Annotated in this window: 17 protein-coding genes, 1 tRNA gene and 1 pseudogene; 8 read left to right on the plus strand and 11 right to left on the minus strand. The window is 54.2% G+C overall.

Translation table 11 applies throughout. The features are described from left to right. Positions 1–4: 4 nt before the first annotated feature. Positions 5–976, plus strand: coding sequence for an agmatinase (gene speB / locus ACR3EN_RS05075; RefSeq protein ID WP_480824034.1), 972 nt, complete (start codon positions 5–7; stop codon positions 974–976). Between the two features lie 193 nt (positions 977–1,169). On the opposite strand, the gene ACR3EN_RS05080 is transcribed toward speB, so the two are convergent. The 9 genes from ACR3EN_RS05080 to ACR3EN_RS05120 form a co-directional block, all read right to left on the minus strand. Next, positions 1,170–1,841 carry a deiodinase-like protein gene (locus tag ACR3EN_RS05080; protein WP_480870912.1) on the minus strand — a complete coding sequence of 224 codons (672 nt, stop codon included), beginning with the start codon at positions 1,839–1,841 and terminating at the stop codon, positions 1,170–1,172. Positions 1,842–2,034: 193 nt separating this feature from the next. Then, complete coding sequence (locus tag ACR3EN_RS05085) at positions 2,035–3,246, minus strand: aminopeptidase P family protein (RefSeq protein WP_480824030.1); 1,212 nt, start codon at positions 3,244–3,246, stop codon at positions 2,035–2,037. 160 nt (positions 3,247–3,406) lie between these two features. Beyond that, on the minus strand, positions 3,407–4,618 hold the full coding sequence (locus ACR3EN_RS05090; protein WP_480824028.1) for an ABC transporter permease: 1,212 nt from the start codon (positions 4,616–4,618) through the stop codon (positions 3,407–3,409). A gap of 5 nt (positions 4,619–4,623) precedes the next feature. Next, a complete protein-coding gene (locus ACR3EN_RS05095; RefSeq protein WP_480824026.1) occupies positions 4,624–5,901 on the minus strand; it encodes an ABC transporter permease in 1,278 nt (425 codons plus the stop codon). 70 nt (positions 5,902–5,971) lie between these two features. Beyond that, positions 5,972–7,063: an extracellular solute-binding protein gene (locus ACR3EN_RS05100; protein ID WP_480824024.1), complete on the minus strand. Its 1,092-nt coding sequence runs from the start codon at positions 7,061–7,063 to the stop codon at positions 5,972–5,974. Between the two features lie 102 nt (positions 7,064–7,165). Next, entirely contained in the window at positions 7,166–8,266 is a 1,101-nt protein-coding gene (locus tag ACR3EN_RS05105; RefSeq protein ID WP_480824022.1) for an ABC transporter ATP-binding protein, read from the minus strand. A gap of 137 nt (positions 8,267–8,403) precedes the next feature. Continuing rightward, the gene (locus tag ACR3EN_RS05110) at positions 8,404–9,111 is read right to left on the minus strand and encodes a maleate cis-trans isomerase family protein (protein WP_480824020.1); all 708 of its coding nucleotides are present in this window, start codon (positions 9,109–9,111) and stop codon (positions 8,404–8,406) included. Beyond that, positions 9,108–10,253: a M24 family metallopeptidase gene (locus ACR3EN_RS05115; protein ID WP_480824018.1), complete on the minus strand. Its 1,146-nt coding sequence runs from the start codon at positions 10,251–10,253 to the stop codon at positions 9,108–9,110. Before ACR3EN_RS05115 ends, ACR3EN_RS05110 begins: the two co-directional genes overlap by 4 nt. Continuing rightward, positions 10,250–11,281 (minus strand): pyridoxal-phosphate dependent enzyme, encoded by a 1,032-nt coding sequence (locus ACR3EN_RS05120; RefSeq protein WP_480824016.1) that lies wholly within the window; start codon positions 11,279–11,281, stop codon positions 10,250–10,252. The genes ACR3EN_RS05115 and ACR3EN_RS05120 overlap by 4 nt, the downstream gene beginning before the upstream one ends. Before the next feature lie 178 nt (positions 11,282–11,459). Between ACR3EN_RS05120 and ACR3EN_RS05125 the strand changes: the two genes are divergently transcribed. Together ACR3EN_RS05125 and ACR3EN_RS05130 are read left to right on the plus strand one after the other, a co-directional pair. Next, a tRNA-Leu gene (locus ACR3EN_RS05125) sits at positions 11,460–11,545 on the plus strand. A gap of 691 nt (positions 11,546–12,236) precedes the next feature. Then, positions 12,237–13,958: a glycosyltransferase family 4 protein gene (locus ACR3EN_RS05130; protein WP_480824014.1), complete on the plus strand. Its 1,722-nt coding sequence runs from the start codon at positions 12,237–12,239 to the stop codon at positions 13,956–13,958. A 123-nt stretch (positions 13,959–14,081) separates the two neighbouring features. Here ACR3EN_RS05130 and ACR3EN_RS05135 read toward each other — a convergent pair. Then, positions 14,082–14,396 (minus strand): annotated as a pseudogene (locus tag ACR3EN_RS05135) (transposase); the annotation flags it as partial. 422 nt (positions 14,397–14,818) lie between these two features. Here ACR3EN_RS05135 and ACR3EN_RS05140 point away from each other — a divergent pair. The 5 genes from ACR3EN_RS05140 to ACR3EN_RS05160 all read left to right on the plus strand — a co-directional run bounded on the left by ACR3EN_RS05140 (position 14,819) and on the right by ACR3EN_RS05160 (position 22,288). Next, on the plus strand, positions 14,819–15,682 hold the full coding sequence (locus tag ACR3EN_RS05140; RefSeq protein WP_480824012.1) for an O-methyltransferase: 864 nt from the start codon (positions 14,819–14,821) through the stop codon (positions 15,680–15,682). Between the two features lie 217 nt (positions 15,683–15,899). Continuing rightward, entirely contained in the window at positions 15,900–16,901 is a 1,002-nt protein-coding gene (locus ACR3EN_RS05145) for a glycosyltransferase (RefSeq protein ID WP_480870910.1), read from the plus strand. Between the two features lie 1,192 nt (positions 16,902–18,093). Then, on the plus strand, positions 18,094–19,215 hold the full coding sequence (gene wecB / locus ACR3EN_RS05150; RefSeq protein ID WP_480824008.1) for a non-hydrolyzing UDP-N-acetylglucosamine 2-epimerase: 1,122 nt from the start codon (positions 18,094–18,096) through the stop codon (positions 19,213–19,215). After that, on the plus strand, positions 19,208–20,446 hold the full coding sequence (gene wecC, locus ACR3EN_RS05155; protein ID WP_480824006.1) for a UDP-N-acetyl-D-mannosamine dehydrogenase: 1,239 nt from the start codon (positions 19,208–19,210) through the stop codon (positions 20,444–20,446). Before wecB ends, wecC begins: the two co-directional genes overlap by 8 nt. Before the next feature lie 12 nt (positions 20,447–20,458). Further along, positions 20,459–22,288 (plus strand): glycosyltransferase, encoded by a 1,830-nt coding sequence (locus ACR3EN_RS05160; protein ID WP_480824004.1) that lies wholly within the window; start codon positions 20,459–20,461, stop codon positions 22,286–22,288. A gap of 651 nt (positions 22,289–22,939) precedes the next feature. Here ACR3EN_RS05160 and ACR3EN_RS05165 read toward each other — a convergent pair. Beyond that, complete coding sequence (locus ACR3EN_RS05165) at positions 22,940–24,142, minus strand: hypothetical protein (protein ID WP_480824002.1); 1,203 nt, start codon at positions 24,140–24,142, stop codon at positions 22,940–22,942. Positions 24,143–24,473: the final 331 nt, after the last annotated feature.

Consider the following 24,473-nt stretch of genomic DNA (forward strand, 5'->3'; position numbering starts at 1 on the left):
GTGCATGCAAGATCACGGGTATGAGTCAGGGCGGCTGAACCTGCCTTTCGTCGGGATTTCAACCTTTGCGAAGTCGCCTTATATCGCGGATTGGGATCAGATCGATGCCGATGTCGCCATTTTGGGTGCGCCGTTTGATTTCGGCACGCAATGGCGGCCCGGCGCACGATTTGGACCGCGCGCCGTGCGCGAGGCCTCGACCCTGTTCAGCTTCGGCCATGCCGGGGCCTATGATCACGAGGATGACGCGACTTACCTTGATGGCTCGGTGCGGATGGTCGATCTGGGGGATGCGGATATCATCCACACCAAAACCGACCAGAGCCATGCCAACATCGCCTATGGCGTAGGCAAGATTCTGAAAGCAGGCGCTTTGCCTGTCACAATTGGCGGGGATCATTCGATCAACATCCCCTGCATCAACGCCTTTGCCGAGGATTGCGCAGAAAACGGTCCGATCCACGTGGTTCAGATCGATGCGCATCTGGATTTCGTCGATGAACGCCACGGCGTGACCGCCGGGCACGGCAACCCGATGCGACGGGCGATTGAAAAAGACTATGTCTCGGGCATGACGCAACTGGGCATTCGCAATGTCTCGTCCACCGCGAAGGAAGGGTACGAGGATGCCCGCGCGCGCGGGTCGGATATCCTGTCGGTGCGACAAGTGCGCAAACTGGGACCCGAAGCCGTGCTGGCCCGAATCCCGGAGGGAGCGCGGTACTATGTGACCATTGATATCGACGCGTTTTGCCCGTCGATTGCGCCCGGAACCGGCACACCCAGCCATGGCGGGTTTCTGTACTATGATGTGCTGGAGATACTACAGGGGCTGGCCAGGCGCGGAGACGTTGCGGGCATCGATCTGGTCGAGGTCGCGCCTTCGTATGACCCAACCGAGAGCACCCAGATTCTGGCCGCGCAGCTGCTGCTGAACTTTCTGGGTTTCATTTTTTACGAACGCGCGCAGCGGTAGGGCGGTATCCCAGCCTTTCGCGTTTTGCGATGCACGCTTGGACAAGATTTCTTGCTATTGAGAAGCCATTTTGAACAGAGGCTCTCCAAAAAGCTTCAGAAGATCTAGGTGTCGAATGGCTGTTTTCAGGTTGTTGGACAGACTGGTCGTCTGCGAAAATTGATGCCCAAGGGCCTAGAGACTGCAAGTTCGCCTAAGTTGAGCGGACGACATTTTCTAGGGCGGCGGCCCAGTCCTCGAGATGGCTATCGTAGTAAGGTCCCTGTTCCGACTTGAAGGTCACGATGCCGTCACGGTCCAACACATAGAGGCGTTCTGGTTCTCCTGCATAATCCGCGTTTATTCGATCGTCTGGCCAATCCAGCACCACCGGATTGTTGAATTCGTATGCCGTTCTCCAATCATTTGCTACTTTCGCACGGTCCTCCAAATTGGTGGGCTGGGCATACATTACTCCGGCGGCCCTGTTTGATTCAGTATTCCACCCATCTGTTGGATGCGCCTCCAGAACATAGACAAAAACGAACTGCACGTGACCACCATAGCGCTCAATCAGTTGCTTCATTCTATCTGATTGGCGACGGAAAACCGGGCATGTGTAGCACCCAAAAATCAGCGAGACAGGAGCGCCGCGAAGATCGGACAGGTTGAGAAGTCCTGAAGAAATACTTCCTTCAGCGTTCAGAGTGTGAGCGGCAAAATTGGGGGCGGGTTCGCCCTGTTGCGCAAGGCACTTATCCTCTTGGTCTGCGGCCGCCCTTAGATAGTCGCGGAATGCAGATTTGCTCAATCCCATGGCGTCTTCGAAATCGGCTTCCGACATGCCATCCATCTGGTCCCGCATTTCGAAGGCAATTCTGCTCATTTAAACATCCCTCCTGACCCGATCTATAGCAGGAACCGCGGTATGCCCGAAAGGTATGTATGCAAAGGGAAAGTCGCTTTACGACGCAGCATTGGTAAGATTGGGCTCGGAGCGGTCAATGCGCTCCGAGCTATGTTATCGCTTAACCTCACCACTTACGGCAAAGGGTTGACCTTGAACCCTACGCGTTTTCTCAGGCGCCTATGATGTTGTGGCCGGGACCATAGGGAAAGCCGGTGATGTTCTCGGCCCCGTCGTCGCCAACCACAAGGATATCGTGCTCGCGGTAGCCACCCGCACCGGGTTGGCCTTCGGGGATCCACAGCATCGGCTCGATTGAGACGACCATGCCGGGTTCCAGCACGGTGTCGATATCTTCGCGCAGTTCCAGACCGGCCTCGCGCCCGTAGTAGTGGCTGAGCACGCCGAAGGAGTGGCCATAGCCAAAGGACCGGTACTGCAACAGGCCCTCATCTTCGAAGAAACGGTTGATCTCGGCGGTGATGCCGGAACAGGTCGCGCCGGGTTTGATCAGGCTCAGGCCCAATTCGTGGGCTGCCACGTTGGCCTTCCAGATGCGCAGGCTTTCGGCGTCGGGTTCGCCCAGAAACAGGGTCCGTTCCAGCGCGGTGTAATAGCCCGAGATCATTGGGAAGGTGTTCAGCGACAGGATATCGCCCTTTTGCAGCGCCCGTTTGGTGACCGGGTTATGCGCGCCATCGGTGTTGAGGCCAGATTGGAACCAGACCCAAGTGTCACGGTATTCTGCGTCGGGATAAGCGCGGGCGATCTCCGCCTCCATCGCGTCGCGACCGGCCATGGCGATCTCGATCTCGGTTGCGCCTTCACGGATGGCGGCGTGGATGGCAGCCCCGCCCACATCAGCGGTGCGTGCGCCGCCTTTGATCAGCTCGATCTCTTCGGCGGATTTCACCATACGGGCCGCCATGGTGTCGGGCGCGATGTCGACCATTTCAGGCTGGCCCAGCATCGCCGAAGCTGTATCGCGCGCGGCCAGAGTCATGTGATCGCTTTCGATCCCGATCCGTTTCGCGCCGCCGATCAGGCTGGCCACCGCGCGCCAATAATTGTCGCGTTTCCAATCGGTATAGATCACGTTGTCCTCGACCGAGCGGCGCCAGGGCTGGCCAGCATCAATATTGGCCGAAACGGTCGTGCAGGCGTCCTGCGTGACGACGCAGCCATAGGGACGGCCAAAGGCGCAATACAGAAAGCCCGAGTAATAGGCGATGTTCTGCATCGAGGTCAGCAGGACCACCGGAATATCCCGCGCCGCCATGATGGCACGCAATTTGCCAAGGCGGCGGTCATATTCGCCCTTGCTGAAAGGCAGGGGTGCTTTGTCGCCATTGTGGCAGGTGAAGAATTCGGGGCGATTTGTCATGGTCTGGTCTCTCATCTTTGCCGGGCGGCAAACCCGGCCACTTGTCCCGGCGTTCAGGACAGGCGGTCTCGGGGTCCGAGAGCCGATCATCCCAGTGCGTCCGCGACGCCATCGCGGCTGGGATGAACGGTTAAATCGTTAGATCAGGCCTGCGCTTGCGTCAAGCGGGGGAAAGGCCCCGCAGACGCTCGGACCGGCGGCGCAGCAATTCGACCGTGGTCAGCAGCGCGATCGAGATCACGACGAGGATGGTCGCCACCGCCAGAATGGTCGGGCTGATCTGTTCGCGTAGACCAGTGAACATCTGCCATGGCAGCGTCTTCTGGCTGGCCGAGCCGACAAACAGCACCACGACCACCTCGTCGAACGAAGTGATGAAGGCAAACAAACCACCCGAGATCACGCCCGGCAGGATCAGCGGCATCTGGATCTTGAAGAAGGTCCGCACCGGCCCCGCACCCATATTCGCTGCCGCCCGCGTCAGCGAGCGGTCAAAGCCCACCAGCGTCGCAGTCACGGTGATGATGACAAAGGGAATTCCCAGAACGGCGTGGGCAAGGATTACTTTCACATAGCCCACGAAGTTCTTGTTCATGCCCAGCGTGCCTTCCATGAAGCGACCGATATCGCTGTAGAAGAAGAACATGCCGGTGGCCGAGATGATTAGTGGCACGATCATGGGCGAGATCAGGATGCCCATGATGGCACGGCGACCTGGCACATGGCTCTGGCTGAGGCCGATGGCCGCCAGCGTGCCCAGCGAAACCGAGATCACCGTCGCAATCGGGGCGATGATCAGCGAGTTCTTGAAGCTGCGCTGCCATTCATTGTTGGTGAAGAAGTCACGGTAATGCTTCAGCGAGTACCCCTCAGGGTCCAGCCGCAGCATCTCCGGCGTGAAGGTAAAGAAGTCCTGCGCGTTGAACGACAGCGGCAGTACCACAAGGATCGGAGTAATCAGGAAGACGAAGATCGCGCCACAGATCACTCGGAACAGGTAGTGATAGAACACCTGTTTCGGGGTTAGATACGGCAGCAATTTGCGGCGATAGCGGCCCTCATACAGCCAGTAGATGAACCATGCGAAGAACCAGCCGCCCAGCAGACCCAGAACGCCGCCCATCGGACCCGAAAACAGAAATCCGGCGATGCCGAAGCCCAAAATGGTGATCCAGCGGGCCATTTGCTCGTTCTTCAAGACAGTAATGTAAACCCAGGCCAGCGCCGCGATCAGAGCCGCGCCGCCAATGATGCCAAGAAACACCGCGCCATTGCCTGCGCCGACAAAGATACCGGCGAAGGCCCCTGCGAGCGCGACGCTGGGCAGAACCATGGACAAAGGTTTGCGGGAAATCGGAGTAAGTGCGGCCATGTCGATTATCCCAGCTTCACGTTATCAATGCCGACGATCTTGTCGTAACACCAGTAGAGCAGCAGCACGACGCCCAACAGAATCGTACCCAGCGCCGCCGCCAGTCCCCAGTTCAGCGAGGACGAGATGTGATAGGCAATCCGGTTCGAGATGAAGACACCTTTGGTGCCACCCACGATCTCGGGCGTGATGTAGTAACCAATCGCCAGAATGAAGACCAGTATCGACCCCGCGCCGATGCCCGGAATGGATTGCGGGAAATAGATGCGCCAGAAGGTCGTCCAGTTGGTTGCGCCCATCGATTTCGCGGCGCGGGTGTAGGATGGCGGTATCGTCTGCATCACAGAATACATCGGCAGGATCATGAACGGCAGCAGGATATGCGTCATCGCGATGATCGTGCCGATCTGGTTGTTGATGATGACAAGTCGGGCGTCATCGGCCACCAACCCAAGCCAAACCAGCGTTTCGTTGATCACACCCTGTTGTTGCAACATCACCTTCCACGCCGAGGTTCGCACCAGAAGTGACGTCCAGAACGGTAACAACACCAATATCATCAGCAGATTCGACACCCGCATCGGAAGGGTCGCCAGCAGGTAGCTGACCGGATAAGCCAGCAGGATACACGACGCGGTGATCACCAGCGACATGAACAGCGTGCGCCCGAACAGCTTGATCAGAATCTGCTTGTCCTCGGGCTGCGATTGCGCGCCCTCGGGCGTGCGCTGCATGTCGACCGCATTCAGGAAATAGCCATTTGTAATCGCCGGAGAATGCGTCTTGATCACCGCCCAGGTCTGCGGTTCCCCCCAGCCTTCGTGGATTTCGATCACCTGATCCTTGAATGGACCATCTGTCTCAGGATCCAGCTTGCCCATTTTCCGTCCCGAGCGGCGGAACATCGAGGACATGCCTGTCTCTTCATAGTTCAGGCGCGAGCCCAGTCGGGTATGTGTCTTGTTATCGACAGCCACGACCATGTCGCGCACAAAGGCGTCATAGACCGCCTCATCCGGCAGTTCGCCACTGGTTTCGTCCCAGTTTTGCAGGGCTTCGACCGTCAGGGGCAGGGTTTCCTGCACAATGCTGTTTTCCACCGACCGGAACAGCATCGACGCAATCGGCACAATGAACGAGAACAGCACGAACAGCAGCAGAGGAGCCACCAGCATCAGCGCCCGGAGTTTTTGCCGTCTTAATGACCGCGCAAGCGATTGCTTAAGCGGCGTTCCATCGGCGGCCAGCATCGGACCGGAGTTTTGTTGGGTGGCGTCAGTCATCGGTGCCCCTTGGGTCCTTTCTGGGGTCAGGGGCGAAGTACCGCCCCGACTTTGTCATGAAATCAGACGCTTATTGCGCCAGCCACGCCTGGAATTTGGCGTCGATATCGTCGCGGTAGTCGGCCCAGAACTCGTAGTTATACAGGAACGTGTTCTTGGCGTTTTCCGGGTCGGTCGGCATATGCGGTGCCATGTCGATGCCAAGTTCGGCATGCTGACCCACCAGCGGAGCCGACGAAGCACGGGCCGGGCCGTACGAGATCCACTTTGCCTGATCCGCCAGACGCTGAGTGTCGGTCGCGAACATGATGTAGTCCAGTGCGCGCGCCTGACGCTCTTCGCTCAGACCGGCGGGGATGATCCAGCCGTCCAGATCGAATACCTGCGCGTCCCAGAGCATGGCAACAGGCTGGTTCTGTTCTTCGATCACGCTGAACAGACGACCGTTATAGGTCGAACCCATGATGACCTCGCCATCGGCCAGCAACTGCGGTGTATCCGCGCCAGCCGACCACCAGACAACGCTGTCCTTGATGGTGTCGAGCTTGGCGAGAGCCTGGTCCTGCCCTTCAGGAGTCGCCAGCACGTCATAAACGTCGTCCTTGGCAACACCGTCGCAGATCAGGGCCCATTCCATGTTGTTGATCGGACGCTTCTCCAGCGAGCGTTTGCCCGGATAGGTTTCCAGATCAAACACGGCACAGACGTCTGTCGGCGGCGTATCACCCACCAGGTCGGTGCGATATCCGAATGTGGTCGAGTAAACGATCTGCGGGATAAAGCAGTCGCTGACCAGCAGATCACCGAAATCTTCGGATGCGGGCGTGCCATCAGGTGCCGGAGCCAGCATGGTGTCGGGATCGATTTCCATCGCCAGACCTTCGTCGCACAGGCGGATCGCATCCGCTGCAACAACGTCAACCACGTCCCAGGTGATGTTCCCGGCTTCGTTCATCGCGCGCAGCTTGGCCACCGCTTCGGCCGAGCTGTCGTCGTTCAGGATGGTGACGCCAGTCTTTTCCGAATAGGGCTCGTGATAAGCCTTGAGCTGCGATTTGGAATAGGCGCCGCCCCACGAGACGATGGTCATCTCTTCGGCGGAAACGCCACCGGCAGCCGTCGCCAGAGCCGCTGCGGTCAGCAGTGTTTTGGTTGGTTTCATGTGTTACTCCCAGTACTTCCCGTTTGTTGTATGGTCAGCTGACGCACGGGTTTTCGCCAGCCGGTCCCTCAGTGAAACCGCGCTTGTGCCGCGCGGTTTGGTCTATGCGTCAAGCGCACGACAATCCTGTGCCAGCCAGCCGATCTCGATCTCCTGTCCGGGTTTCAGGCGGATGGCATCGGGGGCGTTCCGTGTCTTGACGATGAACTCGTCATTGCCAGCAACCGACATGCGGAAGCGGAACACGTCACCCATATAGATGAATTCCTTGACCGTCGCCTTCAGCGTATGCGCGTCGGCATGCAGACGGTCCTTGTTGAATTCCACACGTTCCGGGCGGATCGAAACCTTGGTCCGCTCGCCCGGATTGTGAACATTGATCGGCACCGCATCAATTTCTGATCCGTCATCCAGCTGCACCACACAGCTGTCGCCGTCGATCGATTTGACCACGCCTTCCAGCGTGTTGTTTTCACCGATGAACTGCGCGACGAAGCTGTTATCGGGCTCTTCATACAGCTGGTCCGGCGGGGCCAGTTGCTGAATGCGGCCATCGTCGAACACCGCGACCCGGTCCGACATGGTCAGCGCTTCGGTCTGGTCGTGGGTCACGTAGACGGTGGTAATGCCCAGCTCATGCGCAAGGCGGGTGATTTCGAACTGCATATGCTCGCGCAGCTGTTTGTCCAGCGCGCCCAGCGGTTCGTCCATCAGCACCAGTTCCGGTTCAAACACCAGCGCGCGGGCCAAGGCGATCCGCTGCTGCTGCCCCCCCGAAAGCTGCGCGGGGCGGCGATTGCCGAAATCGCCCATCTGTACCATGTCCAGCGCGCGCTTGACCTTTTCCTCGCGCGTGGACTTGTCCAGCTTGCGCACCTCCAGCGGGAACGAGAGGTTCTCGGCCACCGTCATATGTGGAAACAGGGCATAGTTCTGGAACACCATCCCAATACCGCGCTTGTGCGGAGGAATGTTGTTGATGGGTTTGCCATCCAGAAGAATCTCGCCATGAGTGGCGGTTTCGAATCCGGCAAGCATCATCAGGCAGGTTGTCTTGCCTGAGCCGGACGGCCCGAGCATGGTCAGGAATTCGCCCTTTGGCATCGCCAGGTTGAGATCTTTGACAACGAGATTCTCGCCATCATAAGACTTTTGAACGCGTTGAAATTCAACAAACGCGGCGTCGGTATTTATGTCGGTCACAAGACCCCTGTTGCGTCAAATGATTATCCGGTTGGTCCGGATTTCATTGATCATGTCCCGCATTAAAGACGCAGCCAAGCGGGACTGGCAACCCAGAATAGTGATTTTAGCGATAACGCGAACACAATTCTGCTCAATCAAAGGGCGTTCAGCGCTTTCATATGCCACGCCAGACTCTGGTTGCTGGACAGCACCGGCTTGCCGATCTGCGCCTCGATACGGGGGATCGCGGCCAACGTGCGCAGGTTCGTACAACTCAGAAATACGGCATCGACAGACGGGTCGGACCCCAGCCGCACCGCCGCATCTACAACGGATTCGGTTGATATACGCACAACCTTGGCCTCTTCGGCCTCACCAAAGCTACCGAACACGTCCATCGTGATGCCCATCTGTGCGAAGGCCTGCCGCAACGGCGTGTTCACCTCTTCGATGTAGGGCGAGAGCAGGGCGAATTTCAACACGCCGCGATCAGCCGCACAAGCCGCAGCGGCGCGTAACGGGTTGGTCACGGTCACAACGTCGCAGGTCTGCTGCACCATTTGTTCAACCCGGTCCGATCCGATCACAGAGCTGGCCGATGTGCAGCCATAACCCACCACCTTGTAACGCCGCGCCTTCGGAAGCAGGTCGGCGGCGGCGGGCAGATCGATCTCCATCCGCGCCAGAGTCTCGGTGTTGACCTCGGCCCCGCTGGGAATGCGGCTAACGTAGAGGGGGCTGGGGTCACCGGCGAACAGGCTGCGAAACTCGGGCTCGATCGTCTCATCGGTTTGCAGAACAATAAGGCCCATAGGCGCCGCAGCAGCGTCGTCAGGGTCAAGCGTATAGGGCAGTATCGTCATAGCGTCGGTATCTCGGGCCCGATGCGCGGGCTGAGGAATTCGGGCGCGCCTTCGGTGATCAGGATGTTTTCTTCGTGCACAAGGATCTTACCACCCACGGCAATACCCGGTTCAAGCGTCAGGACCATGCCGGGTTCCAGCGTGGTGTGATCACCGGGGATCAACGATGGCCATTCGGTCAGCGACATCCCCAGCCCGTGACCCAATCGCCCGGCATCAGTGCCCCCCGTACCATCCGTCAGGATCGCGTTCATCGTATGAAACAGCTGTGCGGCGGTGGCACCGGGGCGGGCCTGTTCAAAGGCAGCATCCGACGCCTCGATCAACCGCGCATGCGCGTCCCGCACCAGCGCGCTGGCCGGGCCAACCGACCAGTTACGGTCGTAATCACAAAAATACCCATCCCGCACGAGGCCGGTATCCAGCATCAGCACATCGCCCGGCCTCAGCGGCGATCGGGTAGCGGGCGAGATCACGTCGGTATAACCGCCCTGTTCGGCGCCTCCGGCCAGATAGGGCACCCAGTCAGCCCCTTCCTCAAGACACAACATCTGGAAGCGTCGGAAAACCTGATCCAGCGGCACACCGGTCGCGGCGATCTCGGTCACGCGTGCAAAGGCGCGGGCAGCGATCCGACAGGCGGCGCGTATCTTGGCGACCTCGGCCTCGGATTTCACCATGCGCAGGGCGCGCAGGATGCCCTGATCGCCGGTGATCCGGCGGCTGTCAATTCCGGTCTGCAGGCGCTTCAGGTCGGCCAACGGCATCCGGACATGGGTTTCGTGTCCGTCCGGGCAGCCAATCGAAGCGCCCATTGGCGTCAACTCGGCCAGCGTGTCCGCCAGCAGAGTAACGCCGTCGTCTTCGAGGTCCGGCGCGCTCCAGGTACGGATATCGTCAATCCAGGTCTGCGCCATCAGGGCAGCGCCAATCGACGGGATCACCGCCACCGGCTTGCCCGAGGCGGGCACGATCAGGAACCAGGGTCGCGTCGGGCTTTCCCAGAAGCGGGTCAGATACCCAGTGAAATAACGTATCTCGGGCTCGGTGGTCAGCAACAGTGCCGAAAGCTCGGCCTGCGCCATCTGCTGTTGCGCGCGGTGCAGTCGCGCCTGAAATTCCTCGGGCGCGAAAGCGGTCATGCCGGCTGCTCGGTCAGCATGCACAGAACCCGCGACTGCGCGTCTATCCCCATCGCCGCACACGCCTCGGCGTTCATGACCGCCGCAACGCCCGCCCCGCCCGAGGCACTGGTCTCCAGCCCCGCCTCGGCCATGCGTGGCAGCTGCGCGGAGACCTCATCGTCGCTGAGCGTCAGAAACAGATCGGCATCCCGCGCCAAGCCGTTCAGGGCGATCAGTGAAGGCTCTTTGCAATCCAGCCGCCCCATGATGCTGTCCGGGCCATCGGCGAAGACGCAGTGCCCGGCTTTGACGCTGGCCTGAAGCGCCGGGGCGGCATCGGGTTCGACGACAACAATCTGCGGCGCGTCCCCCCAGATTTTGCGCGCATAGGCAGCGACCGCGCCCGCCATGCCGCCGACCCCGGCCTGCAACAAGATGTGGGTGGGCTGTTCGGGGCATTGCTCTGCCGCTTCAACGGCCATCTGCAAATACCCCTCCATCAGCAGATAAGGCAGATCGGTATATCCCTCCCAAGAGCTGTCCGACAGCAAGGTCCAGCCATTCTGCTGCGCCGCCTGCGCGGCGGCCCCCATGCTGGCGGCATAGTCGACCCCTTCCCGCACAACCTGCGCCCCCTGGGCCCGCAACCTGTCCGCAAAGCTCTCGGGTACGGTTTTTGCGATATAGACCACGGCATCAGCACCAAAAACCCGCGCGCCTGCCGCCATGCTCATCCCGTGGTTACCCGCACTGGCAGTGACATATGTGCGCCCTTTGAGATCGCCTTCGGGTGCTTCGCTGGCCTGACAGGCAATGACATAAGCCGCACCCAACGCCTTGAACGAGCCCAGCCCCATCCGGGGCCGCTCATCCTTGACCCAGAGCTGCGCCACCGGCGCCAGAGCGGTTGCCTCCGTCAGCGGCGTCTGGGTGAAATCGGGGCAAAACAGGCGATGCCGCCCAAGCCCGGATGTATCGATCGACGGATAGGGTGCCTGATCCGCCAGCTTCGACCCATTCCGAAAGGGGTTTCTGACCGTCTCCATCGCGCGCTCCTTGTCTTGATAGGCCGACGTGATCGGAACGAGTAAGCCCTGTCAAGCGTGTCCCGCTTTCCGGGTTGTGGCGACACATCTGAATGAGCGTCTTTTCAATCCATTTGGTTGGCTGTAAGTGTGTGCCAGCCCTGTTGGCCGCGGCTTTGCCTGCCGCGCGCGCAGGTCTGCGGGCGTGATGGAATGGTAGACATATCGGACTTAAAATCCGAAGGCCTTAGTGCCGTGTGGGTTCGAGTCCCACCGCCCGTACCACCTCTGAAGCCCAGCCGAGGCATTGGGAACGCACCGCGGATCGATCCGGGTTCTGCGGGCCGATTTTGAAGGAATGGTGCTCAAGAGGGAGTCTTACCAAAACCCCAACTATGGCATTGCGAATACGAAGTAACACTCACGAAATTGAGATACCCTAACCATAGTTGAATTACATCTTTCTATTCATCCGAATCTAAAGTTCATCACATTGGCTCAGCTGGGTGTATTGGCAGAGCCGTTTAAATTATGCTGGGCCTCCCCAACTGAACTGGTCCACCGTTGTGGTATAGAAAGCGGCGGAACCACATGGCGAACAAGCACTAGAAGACAGAAAGAATTGTCTCGAATCTGCAGTAGGTTAGGTTGAGATACTGATGGGTAAGGCATGTCCCATCTGGCAGCGATCCGGCAGATCGACGCTGCTTAACGAACTTATTGTTGTTCGAAGAAGAAGTACGGTGGAACTGGGCGGATCAATTGAAGGAGCGCAAGCAGCTTCAGAAGAGGATAAGCGTCTTCCAAAGGCCGTCTCTTATCTTATCCTGGATAATCTGATCTTAGCGGAGGCGGCCATAAAACCGAGATGTATCTTCAGTGGGTACACGCTCAACGTACAGCTTGATCGCTTGCAACCTATGAACGATCACGTCATAGCGTTCGCTTAATACGCACAGTGTGAGATTCATTGTTAATGTCAGAAGATACCATTCACGATTTCGAAGGTGAGACTGATTGGCGGCATCAGTTCGCTCGGCCGCTTTCGCACCGATTGCTCCTTGCCTGCGAGGGGCGCGCTCGTGATTTGCGACCATTCATGTTGCTCCGATATGTTAAGGCCATTCGAACCCACCTCAAACACCGCTATTGGACTAGGGGAAACCCTAGGCAACTTTTAGCAAAACTGTCTGATCAGCTACCCAATGAATACGAAGATTCCAAAGGGATAGATTGGAATGCAGTCGTCGACGGTTTTTGGCTTAACATCGCGCTTCGAGATGTCGAAAATGCAGTACAGCTGCGGGAATTTCTGAATCTGAACGCCCCTGCGAGTCTCAAAAAATTCAAAGAAAAATTCATGCGTCGCTCAGCAAAGGCTTTAGCGTTTAGCGATGCTCCGTTCCTTTTTTGTCATGAAGAATCTGATGACAGATTACCCAAAGACACATCAAGAACACTTAAGATCGCATATTTGCTTCATAATTCTCAACCTTTGAGCACCGGAGGCTATGCAACTCGCGCGGAAGGTGTTGCACGCGGACTTATTGAACAGGGGGCGGAGGTTTATGCAATTACACGTCCCGGCTTCCCAAAAGACACTGTCGCTACTGATGTCAACTTGCCAGAACGGGAGACCATAGATGGGTTATCTTATTTCCGGCTGCCAAGACCGATGCGCCATGAGATAACGGATACACAGTATATCCTTGAGGCAGTTGAGCCGATCGAGAAACTACTGCGTGAGCTTCGGCCGAATCTAGTTATGGCTGCTTCAAACTACCTGACCGCAAGACCCGCTCAGATCGCTGCTCGACGACTTGGTCTACCTTTCGTTTACGAAGTGCGTGGATTTTGGGAGATAACGGGCGTTTCACGCAGAACAGGATTTCAAGACTCTCAGAGATATAAATATATGCGGTATGCTGAGACCGAAACTGCTGGTCGCAGCGACCTTGTCTTCACATTGACCCACGGGATGAAGAAAGAACTAACGGAAAGGGGCGTACCCGCTGAGCTAATCCGGTTAGCTCCGAATTCAGTTGATCCACTTAAATTTAGGACCGACCCGCGAGATATTGAACTTGCAAAGCGCTGGGGGATACCTTCGGGTACGCCGGTTATTGGCTATATTGGCTCTTTTGCAAGCTATGAAGGGCTGGAGTTGCTCGCTGATGCCTGCTCTCTACTAAATGCTGAAGGGGTTGACTTCCGCCTGCTGCTGGTTGGAAGCGAAGATGTTTCTGGTGGCAATCTCGGACCGATAGCCTCTTACATTAGAAAAACCGCTCACGAGAACGGTTTTGAAGACAAGCTGATTATGCCGGGTCGCATACCATTTACCGAAGTGCCCTCATACTACTCTTTAGTAGACGTAGTCACGTTGCCGCGCCGCCGAGAAAAGGTCACAGAGATTGTCTCTCCCATCAAGCCATTTGAGGCGATGGCCATGGCCAAGTGCTTGCTTGTCTCGAACGTAGGAGCGTTAGCCGAGATTGTTCAGGACGGCGAGACTGGTTTCATATTCGAAGACGGAAGCGCAGCCGCCCTGAAAGACTCATTGTGGCCGCTACTAAACGCACCGGAATTGCGTCGGAAAATCGGTGATCAAGCAAAAGAGTGGGTTACAAAAAACCGATCTTGGCAAAAAACAACGCGTGAGATGTATGAACAGTTGGACCGGCTGAAAACTGGGTGAATGCTACAACCAATCAATCATATGAAAGGAACCCGTCCGTCGTCAGGCATTTTGGGACAAATGGCCGCTTGATCTAAGGAGAGGGTCCAACCCACCTGATTTTAGTGATTATGCAGCGGATTTGGCAACTACTTCCTTCAGATCGCGTGCCTCACAGCGCAGATCTTTGACCTCGGTCGATGTCGCTGCACACGCGGCATCGCCGCCGGCGAGGCGTTTCTTACGGGCTTCCGGGAACGCCCTGGGCCAGCTATAATAAAATCTCTGCACGATACCCTCACGCTGGCACAGCTCGGCAACGCTGTCCTCACCTTTTAGGCCGTCCAGAACGATCCTGATCTTATCTTACACCGAATAATGCTTGTGGGTCGCACGGCGAATGCCCTTTACGACCTTCTCACCGTGGCTCTGCTTAGTTCCGGATTTCTTTCTCGTCACCACTCCTTAGCGGTTACGATGAGCCAGAAACCTCTCTTATCAAATCAACCTAAACTGTCCCATTCGCGTTGACGTCAGACATATAATGAGAAGCAGACCCCGAAATCGGCGGCCGCCTATGTGCAAGGCAACCCGCTCGCCAACACCACGCGCACGGCTTCGACGCGATATTCTGCAGTTGGCTTCGGTGCCATGATGGCTCTCCCTTATTGCAGTCAAAGGAGCGGGACAATTCCGTGACAGATCCGCCATAACTGCTCTCAGCTATCTGAACGAGATTGCTTGTTCGAATGGGTGTTGTGACAATTTAGTATAGCAATTATACGGACTTTGTGCGCCACCGCCGAGCGTCTCTTATGCGGGCTTTATTTCGTCAGATCACCTGCGACATGGGGCAGAAACAAGTCAATAGAGGGACTTACATGAACACACTCATAAAGAAGCTCGTAGGCCTTTTCCGACCAAATAAGAAAAGCTTGAAGGAACCCAAACCCGAGCTTCCGTCTGATCCGTTCGGTGAACGCGTCGATATGGACATCACCTTCCGGAACGAACTTCATGAGTTGTTGTATGTGCGCATACGTAAAGGCAATACGCGCGCAACAGAATTTATTTGGAACGAGTTTCTCGAACGACACCCTGAATTTGAACCACTGCGTGACGAGTGGCTAGCGTCCCGGCAGAAAGGCATTACTCCGATGAGTCACGGCTTGCCTTGGATGAACTATGCGGCCATAGGTTTCTTGGACTCTTACCTCACAAAAGAGTCCAAGGTCTTTGAGTGGGGCATGGGGGGATCAACCGTATACTGGAGTACGCGCGCGGGCGAGATCATATCGGTAGAGCATGACTCAGAGTGGTTCGCCCTTGCAAAGAACGCACTCGAACAATTGGACGCGGATGCAACTAAGCCGGTGCTCAAACTGTACGAGCCCCGAGACAGGCATGACACTGATTTCGGATCGGGACTATCGAAGTACAAAGACAAGTCGTTTGAGGAGTATACGAAGGCAATTTGCGAGTTCCCGGAAGCTTATTTTGACTTGATCGTGGTTGATGGAAGGTCGCGCATGGCCTGTCTAAAACGCTGTGTGCCATATCTTGCGCCGAATGGTGTGATCCTGTTAGACAATTCAGATTATTCCCGATATCAAGAAGAGCTGGATGTCTTTTGGGATAAACACAAAGATAGATTTCAGCGCACCGACTTCCTTTCCCCAACTCCATTTTCAAGCAATATCGGTAGTCAGACTACTATTTTTGCTCATACATCAAACTCGAGTTGAGAACTCCGAACGAAGATCTTCCGGATTGGAACTAATATCAGGCGCATTGCGCGAGGCGCTACCGTTTGTTGCTGTTTCAGATTGGGATGCAGGTCTGTAAGAAATCAATGGAGTAGCAACCTGACCTACGTTTTGCCCAAATCAAGTAACAGAATGCAAACAGACCTTAACACCGTCAAATTCTTTAAAACTCGCACATAACTATGAGGCTTCTCATATGCTAACTCGCATCCTTAATAGTCTGAGCACCGCACGTCGCCTGCAATCGGGCAAGCGAAAAAAAGGTATCACCGCCTTGATATCCTGTCAGAACGAGGAACTTCTGGTGGCATCGTGTATCGCTTCTTACCTGAGGGTGGCAGACGAGATCATTGTCGTTGACAACGGTTCGACAGACAAAACAAAAGAATTCGCCCGGGAATTCGCCGAAGCTTTTCCGCAGCGCGTTGCATTTCACGAAAATGACCAACTGCAGCATTTGTATGAAAACCGCCAATATGGGTTAGAGCATAGCACGCGTGAGTGGATTATTCGCGTAGATAGTGATTATGTTTGCTATACTGAAGGCCCTAACGATGTGGCTTTACTGCGAAAAACGCTACAAAAATGGAAACAAAGCTCTCCTATCGAAGTAATAAAGTTGACCCGGGTTGATGTTTGGTTCGACTTTTTTCACGTTCCTGCTAAAGACTTAGATATCTATGGTGCGCGACATCCAGATAATGCACCGATGGATAGACGCGTTTATCGTTGGTTCCCAGAGATGCGATTTGAACGCCTCGGCCGGTGGGAGGGAGTGCCCCTGCCCAAAGATGGTGTGAAACACATTACTTACGAAACACCACACTGGATGCACTGCGATGTAAAATCAAACTACAACCACTTCATGCGCAGCGAACGCACCAACTGGCGCGAACATGGCGACTTTGTGAAGTACCCCACACTGAGGTCTTACATCGAAAGTGTTATTCTTGGAAAATACGGGACAGATGATTTTGACGCTGCATGCGAGATTTACATTGATAAGATGTTGCGCAAGGATAGCGAACCCTTTGACCAGGATCGCTTCGGCAAATATCCCTCGTTGGTGCAAATGTTGATAGATCAGGAAATTGGATACGGCACAGTTGAGCGCAACGGCCTGCTTCTAAGAGAAAAGCTTGGCCTTCCTGATATCGGAAAGGTGATTGATGTTGCCCGAAAGATTGAACTTGCTTGAAGTGTAAAACACCAGATTGGATCTGACGAAAATCTCAGCAAGAGGTGCTGAGAGCGGGCGGAAGGTCGTCCGATTGATCGGAAGCCCTGATCGTCTTGTCCGCAGCGATGTAAAGCGTTTCGCAGAAGGCCTGCGTGGGTGTTTTGCCATAGCAATACCTTCCCGAATACGGCCATTGCTCGTTGTATTTGGCCAGCAAGGCGTCGAGATCGGTGTGCACCTCGACCACTGACCTGAAGAGCTACTTGCGGAAGACGATGTTGTAGAGTTCGTCTTTGATAGTGCGATGAAAACGCTAGTGGATGCCATTTGTCTGCGATGATCTGATCTTGTTGACGTTCATTTTTTCGATGCGGTAGATTTTCCAGATCTGTTCGATACCCTCATTCCCAATTGCAGCGAAATTGTCGGCTTTCGCGATCTCAAAGAGAGTTCGGTGGGCGCGAGGGTACGCAGCACGGCAACCTGGATAATCTGTATTGTGGCTCTCGATATCGCCGCGGGCCTAATTCTCGGCCTTGGCCTTCTGGCGCGCTACAATCTGTTACTCGGTCAGCAACATGCCGTCCAAAGCAGCGTATTCAACTAGCGCCTTCAGCCGCTTCTTTATGTTTTTCAGATCCAGATCGCACGCACGCTGGAAAACGACACCATTGCACCTTTCTTCTGCTGAAGCGTGCGTAAGGCACGCTTTTGGCGCAAAGCAGGCTGCTAGATAGCCAACTCGATCATCGACCACTCGACATATTTCGGGACCTGGTTCTCACGATCGGCTTTCGACGCCTAAGGTCTATCAAGGCTTGCTCGCCGACTTGTTCACATCGTTCTTTGAACCTCTAGATCCTGCCCCGGCTGTATCACGTCACCTTGCAGGCCCGTTACACGCCGCCGAGTTACTTGGTCAATTCCAGCAGCCCTAGCTTCGGTTTGATGATCTTCTATAGAATGCGCTTCATTGCCCGATAACTATTACTCACCTCTGAAAAGAGCATAAATTTCGCTTAATATAGTGTGTTTACACTTAGAATTTAGTAAATTCGCTGCGCCCTGTCGCAAGTTTTTTCTTACTATTCGAGTGAGGGTTGAACTGCGCCAACCAAATCGATACTGGTCAAATCAATTTAGCGTTGACGTCGTGGGCTGAGACCGTATCCGACGCTCTTTGCCATCCAAATAGCTGGGAAACCTAACTTTGAAAAAAGTCATGTTAGTTTTTGGCACAAGGCCAGAGGCGATCAAAATGGCGCCGGTTGTAAAAGCGCTGCAAGCCAATGCAAATACAGATGTTTGCGTTTGCGTCACGGGTCAGCATCGTGAAATGCTGGATCAGGTCTTGGATGTTTTCAGCATTGTACCTGATTACAATCTTCGCGTGATGAAAGAAGGCCAGAATCTTTTTGACATCACCTCCGGAATTTTGACAGAAATGCAGGCGGTAGTGGCGAAAGAAAAGCCGGATGCAATTCTTGTTCACGGAGACACCACGACCACTCTGGCCGCATCGGTCGTTTCATTCTATAGTAATATACCCTTTGGGCATGTTGAAGCGGGATTACGCACAGGTAACCTCCAATCGCCATGGCCAGAGGAAGGAAACCGAAAGGTAGCGGGCGCGTTGGCTCGCTTCCATTTTGCTTCGACAGAATCCGCGCGGCAGAATTTGCTGGCAGAAAATGTTCCCGATGCGAACATTTTAGTGACAGGCAATACTGTCATAGATGCACTTATTATGGCGCAAGACTTACTCGAAACAGACGATGAGCTATCGCATAGGGCGTCTGCCCACTTCTCCGAACTGGACCTGACAGGCGATGTCCTTTTGGTTACCGGACATCGGCGCGAGAGCTTTGGTGGCGGTTTCGAGCGGATTTGCACCGCACTGAATTTGCTCGCGGATCGATTTCCTGAGTTGAAAATCGTTTACCCAGTACACCTGAACCCAAATGTCAGGGGGCCAGTCTTTGAACGCATTGGCAATCGGCCCAACGTTTATTTGATTGAACCCCTCGACTATCTCCCATTTGTTTACTTGATGTCGCGATCCCGGATTATTCTGACAGATTCCGGGGGAATACAGGAAGAGGCACCCTCGTTGGGGAAACCCGTTTTGGTCATGCGCGACACAACCGAACGCCCTGAGGCTATTGAGGCCGGAACAGCCAGACTTGTTGGTACCGATGTGGATGCGATCGTAGAGAACACTGCAGAGCTTCTCACGAATCCAAATTCTTATGAAGCTATGAGTAGAGCGCACAACCCATACGGTGATGGTAATGCGGCCAATAGAATTGTCGAGTTTCTGAACAATGCATGATACACAGTTTTCCAAGATCTCTGTCATTGGCCTTGGTTATATTGGCCTTCCCACAGCTGCGATTCTTGCTTCGCGCAAAGTAAACGTCATTGGTGTTGACGTACAACCGAGTGTCGTCGAAACTATCAATAGAGGTGAGGTTCAAATATATGAGCCAGATCTGGACATCGTGGTTCGAAGTGCAGTCACTGAAGGTTACCTTCGAGCGTCGCTTACCCCAGAACCAGCGGAAGCTTTCTTGATAGCAGTGCCAACTCCGTTCGTAGGAGAAAGCAGGGAGCCAGACTTAAAGTATGTAGAAGCAGCTTGTCGCTCGATCGCACCTGTTCTTGAGCCAGGAAATCTTGTCATTCTTGAGAGCACGTGCCCCGTCGGCGCTACTGAAAGAGTAGCTGGCTGGATAGCAGATGAACGGCCCGACCTCATTCTTCCGCACAGCCATCCAGACACCTGCAATATCCATTTGGCGCACTGCCCGGAACGGGTGTTGCCTGGAAAAGTTCTGCGAGAGTTGGTGTCAAATGATCGCATTGTGGCTGGATTTACTACAAAATGCACAGAGCTGGCGATAGATCTCTACAGAGTTTTCGTTAAGGGTCATTGTGTAACAACGAACCCCCGAACGGCAGAATTGGCGAAGTTAACCGAGAACAGCTTTAGAGATGTAAATATTGCCTTTGCAAACGAGCTTTCTACTATCTGTGAGAGGCTGGATGTAGATGTTAGTGAGTTGATTTCCCTCGCAAACCTTCATCCTCGCGTTAACATTCTTCAACCCGGACCGGGCGTCGGAGGGCATTGTATTGCTGTGGATCCCTGGTTCATTGTAGCCAGCGCGCCTGAACAAGCCCGGCTAATTCGAACTGCGCGTGAGGTGAACGATCTCAAACCTTCGTGGGTTCTGGAAAAAATCAGATCATCGATCTCTGCGCTGGGGCAGGCAGAAGATGTGACACTGGCTTGCTACGGTGTGGCCTTCAAGCCAAATATTGACGACGTAAGAGAAAGCCCATCGCTTCTTATCGTAAAAGAGCTTTTGGCAACGCACCCCGGTCAGATCATGGTGATTGAACCAAATTTGCAGGAACTGCCAGAGGAGGTTTCGGGCGCCAGACTCGCTAGCTTAGAGGAAGCTAACGACGAGGCTGACCTGCACATCGTACTTGTAGCACATGATGAGTTCAAAGACAGGGAGTTTGAAGCATCAACCTTGCTATTTACATCTCTCTGAGGCGAATAGCAGATGGCAGAAAATGATATCACCGGTGAAAAAATGGATGTCTCACGGTCGCAACATGCGCCTACAAAAAATGCAGACATATTGTCGGAATTTATTCATTATTTAGAAGAGATAAACGAAACTTACGCAGCATCCAAGCGTCGCGCGACTGATAGTTATATCAAGCAGACAATCCGTCGTTTTCTTGTGTTGTTTCCAACCTGGAGATTGAGGCGCGTCATTCGCCGAGCAAAACGGCTACAGGTCGGATCGCTACATCATGAAACCTTAGATAAGCTCATTGAAGAGGCATTTCGGGAACGAAGGGTCCTTCGCTCTGATCTCACACCTCATCCAAGATTTCCTGAACTGGCATCGGCCGCTACAAAGCTTGGGCAACAGTTGTGTCATGAGGGTCTAAGTCGGGAAAGTAGGACCTCCGGTGCGATTTTGCAGATTTTTGGTGGTGGTCCGGCGGGATTTCAGGAAGCGTTTGAAAAATATGCTGACACCTCCATTCTTGATGATAAGCATTTCCGAGTTCTTGGTATTGAGGCGCTGAAGGCGCGTGACCTGTTGAACGTCGCTTCCGAACGCGCATTTGAACCTCGCAAAGGCCTCGTGGCATATATGGCTGCAATGTCGATGCCCTACTCGATGAATGGGTATAGCAGCCGAACAGAAGGTGTGGCTCTGGGTTATATGGAAAACGGCTTGGATGTTGAGGTGATTACCAAAGCAGGTTTTCCGCTAAACATACTGGGACCCGAGGCTGATGCCCATGAGATCAACAGCAGCGATAATATCAATGGTGTAAACTACCACAGAACAATTGAGCCACTTGTCGACAATCGCAACTACACAGATTATGCCCGCAAAGCAGCCGACGCCCTGGAAAACAAGCTTCGGGAGCTTCGACCAGAATATGTCATAGCAGCTTCAAATTACGAGAACAGCGTACCAGCACTTATTGCCGCACGACGTCTCGGCCTTCCTTTCTACTATGAAGTACGTGGCATGTGGGAGCTAACACGTGCGTCCGAAAACCCGGGGTACGAGCAAACTCGAAGGTTTGCCGTGATGCAGCAGTTAGAGCTCTTTGTTTGCTCAAATGCAGACAAGATTTGGACTCTTACGCAGGGAATGAAGGATAATCTCGTAGAACGCGGCATTGACGCAGATAAGATCGCTCTCATGCCAAATGGCGTCAGCCCTGATATGTTAATCACCATGGAAAGGGATGATACCCTTGCGACAGAAATTGGGATTTCAAAGGGCAGCATCGTCGTGGGTTACGCAGGTGCGATCAAAGAATATGAAGGGCTTCAAGATTTAGCTGCGGCCGTAGCCCAATTGGCTGCCAAAGGGCTCGATGTAGTGCTACTGATATTAGGTGCCGAAAAACCCGATCTAATGGGTAACACACCTATTACTACAGAAGTAATAGCATCTTTTGAAAGCAATGGTGTATCGAAGAACCTGTTTATGCTCGGGCGGGTGCCATTTGAGAGCATAAAAAGCTACTACTCTATCATGGACATTTGCCCCATCACGAGGCGCGGATACGCGGTGAGCGAATTGGTATCGCCGATCAAACCTGTAGAAGTACTCGCGCAGTCCAAGGCGGCCGTACTATCAGATGTAGAGGCTTTAAAGTTCTTCAGCCAGAACGAGACGACTGCCTTGCTTTATCAGAAAGGAAATGTGGATCATCTCGCGAGTCAGCTTGAACGGCTTATCGAAGATGAGACTCTACGCCAAAACCTTGGCATCCGCGGTAGGCAGTTTGTGGAAAATAATCTGCAATGGGCAAATATCTGCTCGCGAGCAGCTTCGCATTTTGAACAAAATTGAAGCCTTTTGATTTTGACGTAGTTCTAATTCGGCGGCGCTAATGCGTTTCGGTATCGACCTGAGTCGCGGTGACTCGCATATTGGCTGTTTTGCGGTTCATTCGTAGACGTCGCCTGTTGAATTCCGCTGCTCTATTCGGCGGGTTCAAGTCAAACGTCATCGAGGAAATTCCGAAGCGGTAGTCTCTGTCTTCAGCGGGGCCACGTTTCTCATCGGGGTTGGCACACGGGCCCTCCCATGACGGGATATTAGGAAAAAAGCGGCTCTGTCCTGACGGCATGAACGCCGCCGGCACTTCGGGCATCGCAAGCTCTCTTCATCCACCGTCCCGCGAAGTACGTCTTGCCGCCTTGGTCAGACCTATGATGACAGTTGATATTCGGTCCTTGTTGCAACCGTCGTTGGGCCTTTCCCTTCCCAAGCAAATTCGGTTCCGTCACCCTACATCGGCTGCATCATTGCAACCAGACGGCGGGCAAGCGCGACGCTGACCTGCCGGTGGCTGCCACGCCTTGCCAGTATTAATGCCTAGACTTTCAGCCCGAACCACTTTCTGACCTGGCTAAGTCTTGAACGCTCATGAAAGACATCACACAGCCAGCAGGCTGACGAAGCACTTAGACCACATAATAGTAACCTGACCTCAACAAGCTAAGCTGTCGAACTCGTGTTCGCCCTTCGCGATAGCTTGAAGAGCGTACTGGCGTCCTGAAATCTTTGTTCGTTCGGCAGGATGCGAGCAACGATCTTCTCGGAAGAACCGGTCATCTTGGTATCCGTCAAAACAAGGTCGGCAGTGGATAGATCCACGTGGGAAGGTTCCATGCAAAATGTGTGATAGGCCCCAGATTTTGCAACCGCAGTTTTGTTGATGTGATATGCGGCAGGGTCCCAATCCAAGCATCTTGTTGAACTAGCAGCTACCTGAAGATCTGGATTTGCTAACAGAAAATCACTTGAGAACGAAAGCAACTCGCGTCCCCGCACTTGCTCGATCGCGGACGTTGCTTCCTCGGCGGATAGCGCAAACGCCTCTTTCCGCATCTTCAGCCGCGCATTGAGCGCGCGTTTAATAATCTTAGCGTGCCGAGCAGTATTTTTTCGGTGTCGCCAACGTCCAAGACGTCCGAATTTGAGCTCATCTACGGAGGCAAGATACATTCGATGTTGACGCGCCTTACCCTTGGCATGCCAAATAATGGAATCCGGCCAGAAATAAGAGTCATTGTACACATCGCTTAACGGGAAAAACTCCAAGGTATCTTGCTGTTTCTCATAGGCCAACCACATTGCTTCTTGGTCAATCGTAGTAATACTTGCACCATCACGCTGCGTATCACCGTTACTTTCCAAGTGTTTTGCAATAATCTCTCGCGTGTCGGTCATCATCTTCTGCGTACGCTCAGAATTACGAATAGCAACAACACCAGTGTTCAGCTTTGCTGAGGTGCTGGAACCCATGGGCCCAACGAGGTCCAATGATGGCCGGTACCGAATGGCCAAGTCAGCTGAACCCATTTCGTCGAAGATCGGCGCGAGTGGTCCCCGCACAATGATGTCTCCGTCCAAGAACAATATGTCTTCCGAAGTCGACTTCAATGCACTTTCAAATACCAGAGTTTTAAAGCTAAAAAAGAACCCCGGCTTAGTGTAGTCGATGGGCTCATCCGGTACAAAGTGGATGATCTCGACGTTGGGATGCCATCCTTTGACGCGGCGATCATATTTTCCTGTACTATCAAATAAAACTAGTTGAATGCGCGCGTCAGGTTCGTGTCGCGAGATAGAGGTAATTGCCCAACGTGTCTCGTTCAAAAGATACGGACCCTCATTGCATACAAATAGGTAAATCATCGCGACCTCCGGACGATTAGTTGTTTAGACTGGTTTCAACGCGTTTCGATGATCGGCTTCAATCGAACGTGTGTTGGTTTAGAAGCACCTTGTTGGAAGTCGTGAAAACCGAACAACTCGCCCTTCGTTTTTCATCGTATATGCGCGTGGGAAATCGGATGTCAAACGCTCACTCCATCTACGCGAATCTACAAATCAAAACCAGGATCGAGCCCTGAAATGAATTAGATATCAAGCGATGTGCGCATCTTGAACCTTTGTTTAGTAGCCTCCATAACACAAGTTGCGGTGAGTTTGCCGACATCCGTGTCGGTTGCCTAAATGCGGCCAA

Source organism: Ruegeria sp. G7, from assembly GCF_056535465.1.